The 14890-nt window shown below is 56.9% G+C and carries 14 protein-coding genes; 10 read left to right on the forward strand and 4 right to left on the reverse strand.

The annotated features are described in order from the left end of the window. Positions 1–60: 60 nt before the first annotated feature. From RTS12_RS00945 to RTS12_RS00985, 9 genes are all read left to right on the forward strand, one after another. Positions 61–1323, forward strand: coding sequence for a hypothetical protein (locus tag RTS12_RS00945; protein ID WP_312524718.1), 1263 nt, complete (start codon positions 61–63; stop codon positions 1321–1323). Between the two features lie 691 nt (positions 1324–2014). After that, positions 2015–2644 carry a tyrosine-type recombinase/integrase gene (locus tag RTS12_RS00950; RefSeq protein ID WP_312524719.1) on the forward strand — a complete coding sequence of 210 codons (630 nt, stop codon included), beginning with the start codon at positions 2015–2017 and terminating at the stop codon, positions 2642–2644. A 2-nt stretch (positions 2645–2646) separates the two neighbouring features. Further along, entirely contained in the window at positions 2647–2898 is a 252-nt protein-coding gene (locus RTS12_RS00955) for a WGR domain-containing protein (RefSeq protein ID WP_312524720.1), read from the forward strand. Between the two features lie 46 nt (positions 2899–2944). Further along, positions 2945–3223 carry a HigA family addiction module antitoxin gene (locus tag RTS12_RS00960; protein ID WP_312524721.1) on the forward strand — a complete coding sequence of 93 codons (279 nt, stop codon included), beginning with the start codon at positions 2945–2947 and terminating at the stop codon, positions 3221–3223. Then, on the forward strand, positions 3220–5970 hold the full coding sequence (locus RTS12_RS00965; protein ID WP_312524722.1) for a DNA methyltransferase: 2751 nt from the start codon (positions 3220–3222) through the stop codon (positions 5968–5970). The genes RTS12_RS00960 and RTS12_RS00965 overlap by 4 nt, the downstream gene beginning before the upstream one ends. Beyond that, a complete protein-coding gene (locus tag RTS12_RS00970; protein ID WP_312524723.1) occupies positions 5967–6851 on the forward strand; it encodes a hypothetical protein in 885 nt (294 codons plus the stop codon). The genes RTS12_RS00965 and RTS12_RS00970 overlap by 4 nt, the downstream gene beginning before the upstream one ends. Next, positions 6848–8890 (forward strand): DEAD/DEAH box helicase, encoded by a 2043-nt coding sequence (locus RTS12_RS00975; RefSeq protein WP_312524724.1) that lies wholly within the window; start codon positions 6848–6850, stop codon positions 8888–8890. The genes RTS12_RS00970 and RTS12_RS00975 overlap by 4 nt, the downstream gene beginning before the upstream one ends. Then, entirely contained in the window at positions 8883–10073 is a 1191-nt protein-coding gene (locus RTS12_RS00980; RefSeq protein WP_312524725.1) for a GIY-YIG nuclease family protein, read from the forward strand. The genes RTS12_RS00975 and RTS12_RS00980 overlap by 8 nt, the downstream gene beginning before the upstream one ends. Before the next feature lie 303 nt (positions 10074–10376). After that, entirely contained in the window at positions 10377–11039 is a 663-nt protein-coding gene (locus RTS12_RS00985) for a hypothetical protein (RefSeq protein ID WP_312524726.1), read from the forward strand. Positions 11040–11065: 26 nt separating this feature from the next. Here the strand turns inward: RTS12_RS00985 and RTS12_RS00990 are convergent, their stop codons facing one another. Both RTS12_RS00990 and RTS12_RS00995 read right to left on the reverse strand, forming a co-directional pair. Then, complete coding sequence (locus tag RTS12_RS00990) at positions 11066–11701, reverse strand: SMC-Scp complex subunit ScpB (protein ID WP_312524727.1); 636 nt, start codon at positions 11699–11701, stop codon at positions 11066–11068. Positions 11702–11703: 2 nt separating this feature from the next. Further along, positions 11704–12621, reverse strand: a complete 918-nt coding sequence (locus RTS12_RS00995; RefSeq protein WP_312524728.1) for a DUF1403 family protein — start codon at positions 12619–12621, stop codon at positions 11704–11706. A 272-nt stretch (positions 12622–12893) separates the two neighbouring features. Here RTS12_RS00995 and RTS12_RS01000 point away from each other — a divergent pair, with 272 nt between their 5' ends. Further along, on the forward strand, positions 12894–13952 hold the full coding sequence (locus RTS12_RS01000) for a site-specific integrase (protein ID WP_312524729.1): 1059 nt from the start codon (positions 12894–12896) through the stop codon (positions 13950–13952). 19 nt (positions 13953–13971) lie between these two features. On the opposite strand, the gene RTS12_RS01005 is transcribed toward RTS12_RS01000, so the two are convergent. Both RTS12_RS01005 and RTS12_RS01010 read right to left on the reverse strand, forming a co-directional pair. Continuing rightward, on the reverse strand, positions 13972–14238 hold the full coding sequence (locus tag RTS12_RS01005) for a hypothetical protein (protein WP_226937283.1): 267 nt from the start codon (positions 14236–14238) through the stop codon (positions 13972–13974). Positions 14239–14241: 3 nt separating this feature from the next. Beyond that, positions 14242–14889, reverse strand: a complete 648-nt coding sequence (locus RTS12_RS01010) for a ParB/RepB/Spo0J family partition protein (protein WP_312524730.1) — start codon at positions 14887–14889, stop codon at positions 14242–14244. Between the last annotated feature and the right edge of the window lies 1 nt (position 14890).

A 14890-nucleotide genomic window follows, 5' to 3' on the forward strand; every position in this document is an offset into this window, starting at 1 on the left:
CCTTGCAGTAGGCTGAGCTCCTCTGCTGAACTCTCTTATGGCCTTGATGAAGGGAAGAAAATGCCAGTTAGGAAAGCGCGTGTGCTCGGACTTGGCGTTTACGACGAGGTCAGGCAGGCGGGCTTGCAGAGCCAAGACTGGCAAGACATTCGAACCAGGATCAATCACGCCAGGCCCGAGCCTTTGGCATTTTGCCTTGGATGCAATGAACCGGCGCATGTCAAGGCTGCCACATCTACTGAGCGCAGCCCACACTTCGCTCATTACAAGGGAGGTGGTCTGTCCTGCCCATGGGGCGAAGATGGGGGCCGTAATCCGGACGATGTAAGGGCATCAATCTACGCCGGGAATCAGGAATCACCTCTCCACAAGAGCATGTGCAATCAGGTGTTGGAGCTGATCAGCCTAGATCCTCGATATGAGCTAGGATCCGGTGTCGTCGATGGCTACCTTCCTCCTAACGGCGCAGGCAGGGGCAGATGGCCAGATGTGAGGTTCAACCTCGACGGTCTAGGGAAATTTGCTGTCGAGGTGCAGCTCGCACCGAGTTTGGCGACGGAGGTGGTCGCCCGTAGCAAGTATTATCTCTCCCAGGGCATTCACCTTATTTGGTTAGTTCCGTGGTATACCTTCGATCGTGTCGCTCGTGCATTCACCGCTGATATCGCACAAGAGGCAGGGGGGAATCTTTTCGTCCTCGACGACAGCGCTGTGGCGGCCTCACTGGAACGCCAAACACTCTGCCTTTGGGCGGCTTGGCAAGCAGACACTGGGATGGAGCGAAGGCTTATTAGCCTCGACGATCTTGAATATCGATCAGACCGCCATCCCCTATTGAAGGACGTGGCAACACCTGCGGTGTTCCGAGAGGCCTCACTGAGGCGAGAAAGCCTGATCGGTGAGCTGATCAGGACCAAGAGCAACTGGTCGTCCGCTATACTTCACCCTGTGACCGGTGAGCGTGACAGCGATTTCGACCGGCTTCTGCGAGTTATGTTCTCGATATGGGCAGAGGCAGACGGCAGATGGGCGAACTTTTTGAACAAGCAGGAGAACATCACGGGACTCTTAAACGCCTACCTGAACTCTCAAGACGGTCAGTGCCGCGCACAGATTATCAATGACATGCTGACGAGAACTCGTGCATTCGGCCAAATACGCGCAACAGTCTGGAATAAAATGAGAGATGCTTTGAGGAATCCCCAGCTCAGTGTCGTAGACCCGACCATTTCAGAAGCGATGTCCTACTTTCCCGAGGTCTACCGAGCAGACCTTCGAGGAGATCCTATACGAACTGACATCCTGCCAGACTGGGCTACGTGAGCCAGCCATTTGATTTCAGCAGGCAGCAGGCAGCCGTTGCCTTTAGGGCTCTGTGGCTGTTTGGGAGCGGCATCTTCGAAATGGGCCGACCTTGCCAAGCTAGGTCCAATTTAAACGAGACCATCGAACGGTCGTTTGTTATGTTACGGCACGCTGCTCGGAATGCTGATCGGACCATGCCCAACTCGACGATTGCTAGCTCGCTTGCGAGGCGGTCGGGGTACCTCGCCGCGCATGGACGAGCCGGTGTTCTGGCTCGGATCCTGGCAGCTTGAGTGCGGGACTAGGGTCGTGCACCAGCCCAGCCGGGCTCACGTCAAAAGCAACTCTTCCGTTCACCGATGACACTCGGCACCCTTAGCGCCGGATCTCTATCCCGTAGAGTATTGATCACGCGCCCGACCAGACCGATCCGCCAGCAGGCGATGCGGGTGCGGATACCGAATGTCCGTTTTAGAGAATGCTGCAATGCAGCATCCGCGGTAGCTGATCGGCTGCTATGGGCCGAATACGTCAACCCCTGCTACTTCGTGCGCGTCATCTTCATGCGAGCTTTTGGATAGAAGCTTGCATAAGGGCGGTGGATAAAATCCCAATGGAATAAGGCGCAATCTTCAAGGCCGAGAGTTTTTCCTTTCCCTGATGCAAGCTTTCTCGCAATATTCATCTGATAGCCTGCAAGGATGGATCAATGGCCGCGTCGTCAGAAACCACGTGGAACAAGGGGCGTGTGGTGGGCAAAAAGCCTCCCCTCACGCCGGATCAGGTTGCCCTGATCCGGATGCTCCTGCGCCAGGAGAAGGCGCTGCGCGACCTGGCATTGTTCAGCACCGCTCTCGACACCAGCTTCCGGGGCTCTGATCTGGTGCGCCTGCGGGTCTCGGACGTCGCCACCTCCGCAGGGGTGCGCGAGATCGTCGAAATCCGGCAGAAGAAAACCGAAAATCGCAACGCCCGCCCGGTTCAGGCACGGCTGTCCGACAACACGCGGGAGAGCTTGCGCGCCTATCTCGTTGCCGCTGAGAAACCTCTGTACGACTGGCTCTTCACCGGACAGGGGCCCAGATGGTCCCACAACCATCTCAGCGAAAGCCAGCTCTGGCGGCTGTTCAAATCCTGGCTCGAAAAAGCGCGTCTCGATCCCAGTCTCTATGGCCTGCACTCCCTGCGCCGGACCTTCCCAACCCATATCTATCAGCAAACCGGCAATCTGCGGGCAGCCCAACTTCTGCTCGGACATGCCAGCATTGAGAGCACCAAGGATTACATCGGCACGGGGCAGGCTGAAGCCCTTGATATCGCACGGAGGCATCACCTCTGAGCATGCAGACCTATCTCGAAAAGCGCCATCCAGCAAAAAACATCGCCCGGTTTTATCGGATGGCCGTCATGCCCAACCTGTTTGGGGAATGGTCGCTTTATCGGGAATGGGGTCGCATCGGACAGGACGGTCAGGTCCGCTTGGACTGGTTTGAAGAAGAGCACCAAGCCATCGCCGCCTTGCTCGCGTTAGAAAAGTCCAAACGGCAGCGCGGATATTGGGTCATGCCGCAGCAGCTCTCAATGTTTGATTGATAACTGTCCATTATCGCCGTACATCCAGAGCAAGCGGGGAGATATTATGATCCATCCTGGAATCCTGGTCCGGCAAGAATGCCTTGGCCCCAATGCTCTCTCCGTCACGGAGGCTGCGCAGGTGCTGGGATGTAACCGGCAGACCCTTAGCAATCTCCTCAATGGTCGGTCTGGCATCTCGCCGGAAATGGCGCTGCGTTTGGAAAAGGCCTTCGGCACATCCGCTCGCGCCTGGATGGAACGACAACTGAATTACGAACTGGAAACGGTCATGGCACGTGCCGATGAGATCGAAGTCCAGCCATTTACGAGGCAGACCCCATGAACCCGGTTGAAATCGAACAGGCCATTTCGGACCTCGCCGAAGCTCCCTTCGACGCCGCAGAATTCCCCTACGCCTTCCTTGAAGCCTTCGGCCGCAAGGAAACGGAGATCAAGAAACTGCGCAAAGGCGACTCCAACAAGTCGGACCTTGGTGGAGTCCTGCAACGCAACAACATCCACATCGCGACCTGCGCGCCGGGCGAAGTGTCTCAGACCCTCGCGGCACTTAAGGCCAGCCCCGCCACGGCCAAGCACAAGGCCAAGTTCATCCTCGCAACCGATGGGCAGACCTTCGAAGCGGAAGATCTGATCGGCGGCGATACGGTGGCTTGTGCCTACCCGGATTTTCCGGACAGCTTTGGCGTATTCCTGCCGCTCGCGGGCATCTCCACCGTCAAGCAGATCAAAGAAAGTGCCTTCGATATCAAGGCAACCGGACGGCTCAACCGGCTCTATATGGAGCTGCTGAAGGACAACCCAGAATGGGGCAAGGTCGATCGGCGGCCCGACATGAACCATTTCATGGCACGACTGATCTTCTGCTTCTTCGCCGAAGACACCGATATCTTTGCCTCATCTAGGCTGTTTACGGGCACGATCGAGCAGATGTCGAACCGTGATGGCACGAACACCCACGAGGTCATCAGCGAAATCTTCCGTGCTATGAACGTCCCGCTGGCAGACCGATCCAGTGCCAATCTACCCCGCTGGGCGGATGCGTTTCCTTACGTGAATGGCGGGCTATTCTCTGGCTCAACTGAAGTGCCGCGCTTCTCCAAGATCGCTCAACGTTATCTCAGCCATATCGGCGGGCTGGACTGGACCAAAATCAATCCAGACATCTTCGGTTCGATGATCCAGGCTGTAGCCGACGAAGATGAACGCTCTGTCTTGGGCATGCACTACACGTCCGTCCCGAACATCCTGAAGGTGCTGAACCCACTATTTCTCGACGACCTGAACGCGGCGCTGGAAGAGGCGGGCGACAATGCCCGCAAGCTCCTGAACTTGCGCAACCGAATCGCGAAAATTCGGGTGTTTGACCCAGCCTGTGGCTCCGGAAACTTTCTGGTCATCGCCTACAAGCAACTTCGTGCGATCGAGGCTGAGATCAACCGCCGCCGAGGCGAGGCCGATCGAAAGACTGACATCCCCCTGACCAACTTCCGAGGTATCGAAATCAGGGATTTTTCCGCAGAGATTGCTCGGCTGGCGCTAATCATTGCAGAGTACCAGTGTGACGTGACCTATCGAGGCCAGAAAGAGGCACTGGCCGAGTTCCTGCCGCTGGACAGTCAAAACTGGATCACCTGTGGCAACGCACTGCGGTTGGACTGGCTGTCGATCTGCCCGCCAACCGGAACTGGCGTGAAGTTCCAAGCCGAAGACTTGTTTCAGACGCCTCTAGATCAGGCACAGATCGACTTCGAAAACGAAGGTGGCGATACATATATCTGCGGGAACCCTCCGTACAAAGGAACGAAGAACCAGACGAAAGACGAAAAAGATGATTTAAGAACCATTTTCGCGCCTTACACCAAGAGAAGCGGAACGCTCGATTACGTATCAGGATGGTTTCTCAAAGGTGCGGAGTTCTTCCGGTACTCAAAAGGCGCCTTTGCGTTTGTGACGACGAATTCGATATGTCAAGGTGGCCAAGTTCCAGTGCTTTGGCCGATTCTATATTCACTTGGATCTGACATTTTCTTCGCGCATCAATCCTTCAAATGGCGAAATTTAGCTAGCCAAAATGCAGTTGTGACAGTGATAATTGTCGGTTGCGACCAAAGATCCGTCAAGAAGAAAAGGCTTTTCCAGACTTCTGGAGAAGATGGGCAAATTGAGATCATTACAGACGAAATTGGCCCATACCTCATCCCGGGCAGTCGTGTAATCGTTGAAGGCCGCACTTCGCCGCTTTCCGATTTGACGCCAATGCAGTTGGGTAATGCCCCATATGATGGGGGCAATCTAATTCTTGAGGACAGTGATGCGGTGTCTTCACTTGATCTAAGTGAAGATGATTTTCGCACATTTATCAGAGATCTCTGGGGTTCTACAGAGATCATAACAAAGTCTCCCAGAAAATGTATCTGGATCGAAGATGTAAATAAAAACCATGCACTTAAAATTGCGAAAATTAATGAAAGAGTTGATCTCGTGTACAAAATGCGTATCTCAAGCACAGATGCGGGTACGCGCGCAATGGCTCCACGATCCCATCAGTTCCGGGAAATGAATTCTGCAAAATCACAAACTATCGGCGTCCCCATTCGTAGCTCAGAATTTCGTCCATACTTGCCAGTTGATCTTTTGCCCGGCAACTGCTGCATAACCAACTTAGCTTATGCTATTTATGATGGGCCGGTTCTTAATATTTCTTTGATTGGCTCTCGATTGCATTTAGTCTGGGTCGGGGCCGTTTGCGGCAGAATGAAGACTGACTTCAGCTATTCCAACAAGATGGGGTGGCATACCTTCCCGGTCCCTAAGCTGACCGAGAAAAATCGTGAAGACCTGACACGCTGTGCCGAAGACATTCTTCTGGCGCGAGAGGCACATTTCCCAGCCACCATAGCTGACCTCTATGACCTTGAAAAAATGCCCGCTAACCTCCGAGCGGCTCATGAACGCAATGACGAAACCTTAGAGCGCATCTATATCGGCCGTCGCTTCAAGAATGATACCGAACGCCTGGAAAAGCTCTTCGACATGTATACGAAGATGACCACGAAGGTGCCAGCGTGACAGACTTCAACAGCATGACTTTGATGGCGGCAGGTGAAGTGATCGCCGAAATGTCCACTCAAACGGCATTCTCCGCGCTCACATTGAGTTGGGACGTAGAGGATTTTTGCAACTCGGGATCGGTTGCCTCTAGAGCCAATGATCTCGTGAGGTTTGCGAAAAGCCGCATGGGGCAACAGAGGCATGTTCCAACGGCTCGTGGTCTCTGCGACCTGCCCAGAGCAATGATTGAACATGCCATAACGGCTTCTGAAAAAGTAAAACTCGACAGATCTGATGCTTGGTCAAGGCTCGTGGCAGGCCTGAAAATGGACGGTTTCGAAGTCGGGGAAGACAAATTACCGGACCCTTCTGGGCGGAAATCTATCTTCGAAAATGGACCTATCATGATTGCCATGCCAACTCTTAAGCGGATGTTGCCTCAATCAGCGCCGGGTTTGGACTTTCGTGAGGCTGACAACGAGGTGGTAGGTATTTTGAGAAAGCACGCCTTCAAAAATGCGCTTGGCCACATAGAGCAGGCGATGTCAGCATTCCACAGAGGCGAGTGGGCAGGTGCAAACGCACAGCTTAGAACCTTTACCGAAAGCTATCTGTCACAGCTGGCAACTCGGCTAGGATATATAGGCGAAAACAAGATGAACGAACGATTTAAGTTCCTCGGAGAACTAAATCCTCCCTTCTTGCTTTCGGCCTACAACGAATGGCACTCGAACGAGAGCAAGGCGCAATTTGCTAAGGGTCTGTGGATCCGGATGCATCCTGAAGGCAGTCATCCCGGTCTGTCTGAGGAAGAAGATGCGACTTTTCGACTGCAAATCACCCTAGTTACCGCAAGGCTTTACCTGAGACGCTTTGACAAACGGATTTCCCAAAAATGACTGCTTCAGCTCCTTCAGTATCCGTTTCCTATCCAGCAAATGGAAGCTCCACCAAGTCCAACGAGCTTGGAATGCGTACTATGCAGGAGAGCGCCTATGAAAAGCGCGGTGAGCAATACTTGCTGATCAAGTCACCGCCTGCTTCGGGGAAAAGCCGGGCACTGATGTTCATCGCGCTCGACAAGCTGCACAACCAAGGCCTCAAGCAGGCCATTATCGTGGTTCCGGAAAAGTCGATCGGATCCAGCTTCGCTGATGAGCCACTGTCTCAGTTTGGTTTTTATTGGGACTGGACCGTCGAGCCGCGCTGGAACCTGTGCAACGCTCCGGGAGGAGACAGCGGCAAAGTCGGGGCGCTTGGCACGTTTTTGGAAAGTGACGATCGGATCCTCGTCTGCACCCATGCAACTTTCCGCTTCGCAGTAGACAAGTTCGGCATCGCAGCATTCGATGACCGCCTTATCGCCGTGGACGAGTTCCACCACGTCTCAGCCAACCCAGATAACAAGCTGGGGGCGCATCTAGGCACGCTTATCACACGCGACAAGGCGCATGTGGTTGCCATGACTGGATCGTATTTCCGAGGTGATACTGAAGCCGTGCTGTCGCCCGAAGATGAGGCGCGCTTTGAGACTGTTACATATACATATTATGAGCAGCTCAGCGGCTACACATGGCTGAAAACGCTCGACATCGGGTATTTCTTTTACAGCGGCTCCTACGCCGACGAGTTGCTCAAGGTTTTGGATCCGAATGAGAAAACCATTCTGCACATCCCGAACGTCAACTCGCGTGAAAGCACGAAAGACAAGCATCGGGAAGTCGAGCATATCATCGACGCCTTGGGCGACTGGCAGGGTACCGATCCTTCTACGGGCTTCCAGCTGGTAAAGCGACCCGATGGCAAGGTGCTGCGAATTGCGGACCTCGTGGATGATGATACCGCCAAGCGGGACAAGGTCTCGGCGTCACTGAAAGATCCAGCCCAAAAGAACAACCGTGACCATGTCGACATCATCATCGCGCTTGGCATGGCGAAGGAAGGCTTCGACTGGATTTGGTGTGAACATGCGCTGACCGTCGGCTATCGCTCCAGCCTAACCGAGATCGTTCAGATCATCGGACGTGCCACACGCGACGCCAAAGGCAAAACACGTGCCCGATTTACCAACTTGATTGCAGAGCCCGACGCGTCTGAGGAGGCGGTGCGTGAGGCCGTCAACGACACCTTGAAGGCTATTGCCGCCAGCCTGCTGATGGAGCAGGTGCTGACACCCAAGTTCGAGTTTAAACCTAAGATGCCTGCAAACACTGCGCAGGATGGCTTCGACTATGGCGAGAACGGCTACGATGACAGCAAGTGCAACGTAGGCTTCAACGAAGAAAAAGGCATCTTTCAGATCGAGATCAAAGGGCTCACCCAGCCCAAGAGCCCAGAAGCAAATCGCATCTGTCAGAATGACCTGAACGAGGTCATCACCACCTTCTTACAGGATAAGACCGCGATCGAGCGTGGTCTTTTTGACGCCGAAATGGTGCCGGAGGAGCTGACCCAGGTGAAAATGGGGAAGATCGTTCGCGACAAGTATCCTGAGCTGGACGAAGCCGACCAGGAGGCGGTGCGTCAGCACGCCATTGCTGCGATGAACTTCACGCAACAGGCCAAGAAAACTCTTCTTGGTGATGGTACGGACACCCCCTCAAACACAGCTTTTGTCGACGGTGTTCGCCAGTTCGCTATGAGCGTCAAAGAGCTCGATATTGACCTGATCGACCGGATCAACCCATTCAGCGAAGCCTATGCGATCCTCGCCAAAACCATGAGCGAAGAGAGCCTGAAAGAGGTTGCCGCCGTGATCGAGGCCAAGAAGATCAAGCTGTCGCCGGAAGAGGCGCGTGACCTCGTCAAGCGCGCCGTGAAGTTCAAGCAAGAACGCGGACGGCTTCCGTCTTTGACTTCCGCTGACGCTTGGGAGAAACGCATGGCCGAAGGCGTGGCCTTCCTTGCCCGGATGAAGCAGGAGGCGATGAATGGCTAATACATTCACGGATGAAGATGATGCCCTCCTGTCAGAGCTTGGCATCGAGATCGAGAAAAAGACGCAAGCTTTACGGACCCCACGCGAAGAGCGGATCATTGCTGGGTTCGAAGATATCCAGAAGTTCGTATCTGAGCACGGGCGTGTCCCGCAACATTCGGAAGAAGGGGATATCTTCGAACGGCTTTATGCCGTTCGTTTGCAGCGTTTGCGGGAGCTCCCCGAAGCAGCCGATCTTCTCGCAGGGCTGGACACTGACGGCCTGCTAACGGGAAATGACTTCGCACCGGTCTCTGAAGATTTGGATGATGACGCACTGCTTGCCGCACTTGGTATCACGGTTGAAGCATCACCCCTTACTGAGCTGAAGCATGTCCGATCCAACGCGGAGCGCAAAGCCGCTGAGGATATTGCCAATCGCCAGCGTTGCGAAGATTTTGAGATGTTCAAGCCGCTGTTCGAAAAGGTTCAGCGCGAGCTGGACACTGGTGAGCGCGAAACACGAGGCTTCGAAATAAAGCACGAGATCCAAAAAGGTCGGTTCTTCATCGTGGAGGGGCAGAAGGCATACATTGCCGAAATGGGCGAGCAGACCTTAACCGACCAAGGCCGAACGGATGCCCGCTTGCGCGTCATTTTCGACAACGGCACGGAAAGCAATATGCTGTTGCGATCGCTCCAGCGCGCCTTGAATAAGGATAAATCCGGGCGGCGGATAATCGAATCCGTGGCTGGGCCGCTTTTTGCAGACGCGCCCGAAGAAGGCGACAGCACCACTGGAAAAATCTACGTTTTGCGCAGCAAATCCGACCATCCCATGGTGGCTGAGAACCGCGAGCTGGTTCACAAGATTGGCGTCACCACCTTGGACGTTCAAAAACGGATAGCAGGTGCGCAGCTACAGCCCACATTCCTCATGGCCCCAGTTGAGGTCGTAGCGACCTATGAGCTCTACAACATCAACCAGACTCGGCTCGAGAACCTCATCCACCGAATTTTCGGAAACGCTCAGCTCAATATCGAGATTGCCGATCGGTTCGGAAGACCCGTAACTCCGCGCGAATGGTTCCTGGTGCCGCTCTTCGTGATTGATGAGGCCGTTCAGAAGATCAAGGACGGAACGATCACAAAATTTCGCTATGACCCAGAGAAGGCCAGTCTCGTCCTGCGGCCAGACAAATAAAGCCTACAGACATCTGTCTCCCAAGGCGGCATAAATTCTGAAGTCACATCGCCGGTTTGGATTATAAAACTCGTTGACCAGCCGCTGCCCTCGCCCTGCCTGCTAAATCGCAGGCAGGGCGCAACCTACAGCATGGCAGTCCGCACATAGTGCCCAAATTAGAAAACCCGCCGCGAACGCGACGGGCTTTCTGCAGATCTTACGACGATGAGGGAAGGCAGATGCCCGCGAACCTCAAAGCCTTGCCTACTCTAGATAGGTCACTATGGTCTTCTGGTCAATATCGCTATACCGCAACGCCCCATGCACACACGATTTTCGAACCAGTTGATTTTTGATCTTGAGGCCGTGCTGTCACCTCCACGGTTCAGCTCTTATCTGCGTGAAACCGCGGGCGATCGCCAGAGAGCGATGGATCTCTACTGCTGGAACACCGATGTGTCTGCCGCTTTCTACGTCATGCTGCAGTACTGCGAACTGTCGATCCGAAACGGAGCAGTCGAGGCGATTGAGGCGGTTTTTGGGGGCAACTGGCATCTCAACCGCGGTTTCGTCTACACGCTCCCAGCACCAGCAAGGGGCTACAGGCCCAGAGAAGATCTGACAGATTGCGCAGCGAAGCTTCCCACAGCGGGAAAGGTCGTCGCCGAGCTGAAGTTCGCCTTTTGGCGCTTCCTGTTCTTGAAAGGCCAGCAGCCTCGGATCTGGGATCCCCACCTCGCGGCGACATTTCCGGGATATGACAAAGCACTGACGCTGTCAGAAGCCCGCGCCAGATTGTTCGATGACATCGACGAGGTCCGGAAGCTGAGAAACCGGATCGCGCATCACGAGCCCATCTTCGCTCGAAATCTGCATGAAGATCACCAGCGCATTCGCAGGATCATAGAATGGCGCCGTCCAGACGTGGCCGCCTGGCTGGACAGCACGCAGCAGGTCACGGCTCTCCTCTCCCGTCGGCCTTGAACAGTTAGCGTCCTGAGCAGGCGCAATCATTCCTGCTCAGCGGCGATGGGCATGTCCAGATCGACATCAGCCACCGGTTTCAGCAGTCCGGCATCCTGCAGCGCCTCGATATCCGGAAGATCGCGCAGGGTTTCCAAACCGAACTGAATGAGGAAACCCGGCGTGGTGACATAGGTGTAGGGCGCGCCTGGTTCCGGGCTGCGCGGACCTCGGGCGATCAGGGCCTGGCGGTGCAGCCGTGCGATCAGATCACGGCTGACCTCACGGCCCGTCAACCGCGAGATCGCACCACGGGTCACCGGCTGCATATAGGCAATAATGGTCAAGACGAGGGCCTCATTCGGGGTAAAATCGCGACCCTCTTCCCCCTCCTTGCGGGCGGCGCGGATCGCCGCCGCGTGTTGCGGCTTGGTGCGAAACTGCCAACCTCCCGCAATATGCGCAATCTCGTAAGGCCTACCCGCCAGTTCAGCAGAGATATCCTCGATCAGGAGATCAAGCGCACAGTCCCGGCCCACCACACGCGCCAGCACCTCCCGGCCCACAGGCTCGGAGGAGGCGAACAGCACGGCCTCGACCCGCGCCATCCACTCCCGCCAGCGCAAAGCCTGTGGCAGATCGGCGAGTTCCGCGTCCAGCGGCTCAGATGATTTAGGGGCCATGGTCATAACCCATACAGCCGGAACGTCGGGCGGCCGGTCAGCTCGCGCACCAGCCCGAGCGATGTCAGCCTGCCGAGCAAGCGCCGCGCCGCACGATCACTGGCCTCCTTCCCCGCCTGTGCCGCCAGCGCATCCTCGGACTGAAGGGCGATGATGATCGCGGCCGTGTCCTTTCCCGGCCGCCGCAGGTTTGCAGCGCGCAGGGCATCGGCACGGCGGGCTAGATCGACGTGGAGATCAATAGCCGCAACCGCTCCCCTGCCCCAGGCGCGCGCGCAGGCGGCAAGCCATGCGTCTCCCTCCAGCCGAAAAGCCGAACGCGGCAGATGGGGCGCGAGCAGTGGCACAGGACGATCCTGTCCAAGCGCCCGGGCCAAAGCTGCATCCGCCAGCCAGAGGGCGAGACCGCGATAGGCCGGGCCCAGGGCAAGAACGTCCCTGGCCGCCTGAGCCGCAAAGCGCAACGGATGGGCGCGACCAACAAACCGCGCCCCAAGGTCCTGCAAGAGCACTGATACCGGCTCGGGCGACAGATCAAAGAAGCCGGGCAGCCGCGCCGGCCATTCCGCCGAGCGCAGGGCACGCGCCTCGCCCAAAGCACGCCAGCCGATCAGCATTCGCCCGGCCGGGCCAGGGTCATCCCCAGATTTACAAAGAGCCAGGACATCGCGTAGTTCTGCTTCCCCTTCCCGGCGACCCTCAAACCCTGAGATCGCCGCTGCAGCAGTAAGCGCCAACCGCTTGCGCCAGAGCATCCCAACGAGATCGTCAGAACGCACGAACGGATCCAAAGTGGCGAGCGCTGCCCCGGCAGAAAGCATTGCAATTTCAGGGTCATCACGACCCACGGCCTGCCGTATCCATCGCGGCACGGCCGGTCGGATTAGGGCAGGCGGAGGAGGTTTCACGGCACGGTACATGCGGTAACGCTATCAAGGAGCGGCGCTTTATACCAGTATACTTTAACTTATCCGCCGCACCTGTCTTCTCTCTATCATGTCCAATAAGATTGCATTATCGGACTAAATGCTCTTCTATAGAGAGATGCGATCCAGAACCCCGAAAATGGCCCTAAAGCCCACCCGAGACGCCCCAAGGCCGCCGCGCAGAACGCGGGCTTTTGTCTGCGCTTTTCCGGCGGCATCGCGCCTCAGCGCGCACACGCCGGCGCGTGCCGCCCAAGGAGATGGCCATGACAGATGAGGCATCCGATCTGGAAGACGCGAAGAGGGGCGCCCCCTCCCCTGCCCAGCTCGACCACCAGCCCCCTGCCCTGCGAGATCTCACTGAGCGGGCGCACGGCTATGCTGCGGCCGCAAGTTCGGCCAACACCCGCAAGGCCTATGCTGCCGACTGGAAGCATTTCGCCGGATGGGGCCGGCGCGAGGGGTTGGACGCGCTGACGCCAAACCCGCAGGTCGTCGGCCTCTATATCACCGCCTGCGCTTCCGGCACGAAATCGGTTGGCGGGCGCAAGAACGCGGTCTCGACCATCGAGCGCCGCCTTTCGGCGCTGGTCTGGGCCTATACCCAACGGGGCCTGAACCTTGACCGGCGCGACCGTCATATCGCGACGGTCCTTGCCGGCATCCGCAACAGCCATGCCGCCCCGCCGCGCCAGAAGGAGGCGATCCTGCCCGAGGATCTTTTGGCCATGCTGGAAACCTGCGATCGGGGCACCCTGCGGGGCCTGCGGGACCGGGCCATGTTGCTGATCGGCTTTGCCGGAGGATTGCGACGGTCCGAGATCACCGGGCTGGACGCGGGCCGGGATCAGACCGAGGACGGGCGCGGCTGGATCGAGGTTCTGCCCGGCGGGTTGCTCGTCACTCTGCGCGGCAAAACCGGCTGGCGCGAGGTCGAGATCGGTCGCGGGTCGTCACCCGCAACCTGCCCGGTCAAGGCGCTGGAGGACTGGCTGAAGTTCGCGCGTATCAGCCAGGGACCACTGTTCCGTCGTGTCACCGGCGGCGGAAAGGAACCCGGCGCGTTCCGCCTTAATGACCGCGAGGTCGCAAGGCTGGTCAAGCGGGCCGCTCAAACAGCGGGACTGCGGGGCGATCTGCCCGAGAAGGACCGCCCTGCCCTCTTCTCCGGCCACAGCCTTCGCGCTGGTCTCGCCTCCTCAGCCGAGGTCGACGAGCGTCATGTCCAGAAGCAGCTCGGCCACGCCAGCGCCGAGATGACCCGCAGGTATCAGCGCCGCCGCGATAGGTTCAGGGTGAACCTGACCAAAGCAGCAGGTCTATAACTAAACGTCCGGGATGCGACTACGGCTCCAGAGACCCTGCGCGCTCGAGCAATTCGCAGAGTCGCTCGACATCAGCGGTGCTGTCAAAGCTTGCGACAAGTTCTCCTCTCCGTCCACCGCGCGTCAGGGAGATGCCGACAGGCATACCCATGGCAATCGATACACGATGCAGCAGCTCAGGGCTGATATTTTGAACTTGCCCGCCGACGTTTTGCTTCACGACTGGACGCAGATCCTCGCGCTTGACGAGAAGCTCAACCTCGCCAACCGAGAGACCTTGTTCCACTACCTACTGTGCGAGCTCAATGGGCAGCTTCGACGTTATCAGCGCACATGCCTGCCCCCTCGGCAGCCGCTTGTCACGCAACATCTCTAGCACTGGCTCAGACAGCGACAGCAAGCGGAGAAGATTGGCGATATGGCTCCTGCTCTTGGATATCGCATCTGCGAGCTGCTCTTGAGTATGCCCAAATCGGTAGATCAGCAGTCGATACGCCTCGGCCTCTTCTAGAGGACTCAATTTTGCCCGTTGAATGTTTTCTATCAGCGCCACTTGAAGCACTTCATCATCGTCGAAGTCTCTGACGACCACCGGCACCACCGAAAGGCCGGCTAACTGGGCCGCACGCCAACGGCGCTCTCCTGCATCAATCTGGTAGCCACCAGTTTGATGTAGCTGTCTTCCTACCAGTGGCTGAATCACTCCCTTCTGCCGGATTGATTCCGCTAGTTGAGCCAGTGACTCGCTGTCGAATTTCTTTCTGGGCTGATCTGGGTTGGCAGAAACCTTCGAGACCGAGACAACTTGCCCCAAAGGAGCACCGGAGCCTTCAGGTACGGTAAGCGGGGCCTCGGCAGCGGCCAGAAACGTCGAGAGGCCACGTCCAAGGCGGCGGGTTTCAGGAGATTCGCTTACTCTTGTTTGCTTTCCTGACATA

The organism is Paracoccus sp. (in: a-proteobacteria), from assembly GCF_032007265.1.
In the GTDB taxonomy this organism is placed as follows: Bacteria; Pseudomonadota; Alphaproteobacteria; order Rhodobacterales; family Rhodobacteraceae; genus Paracoccus.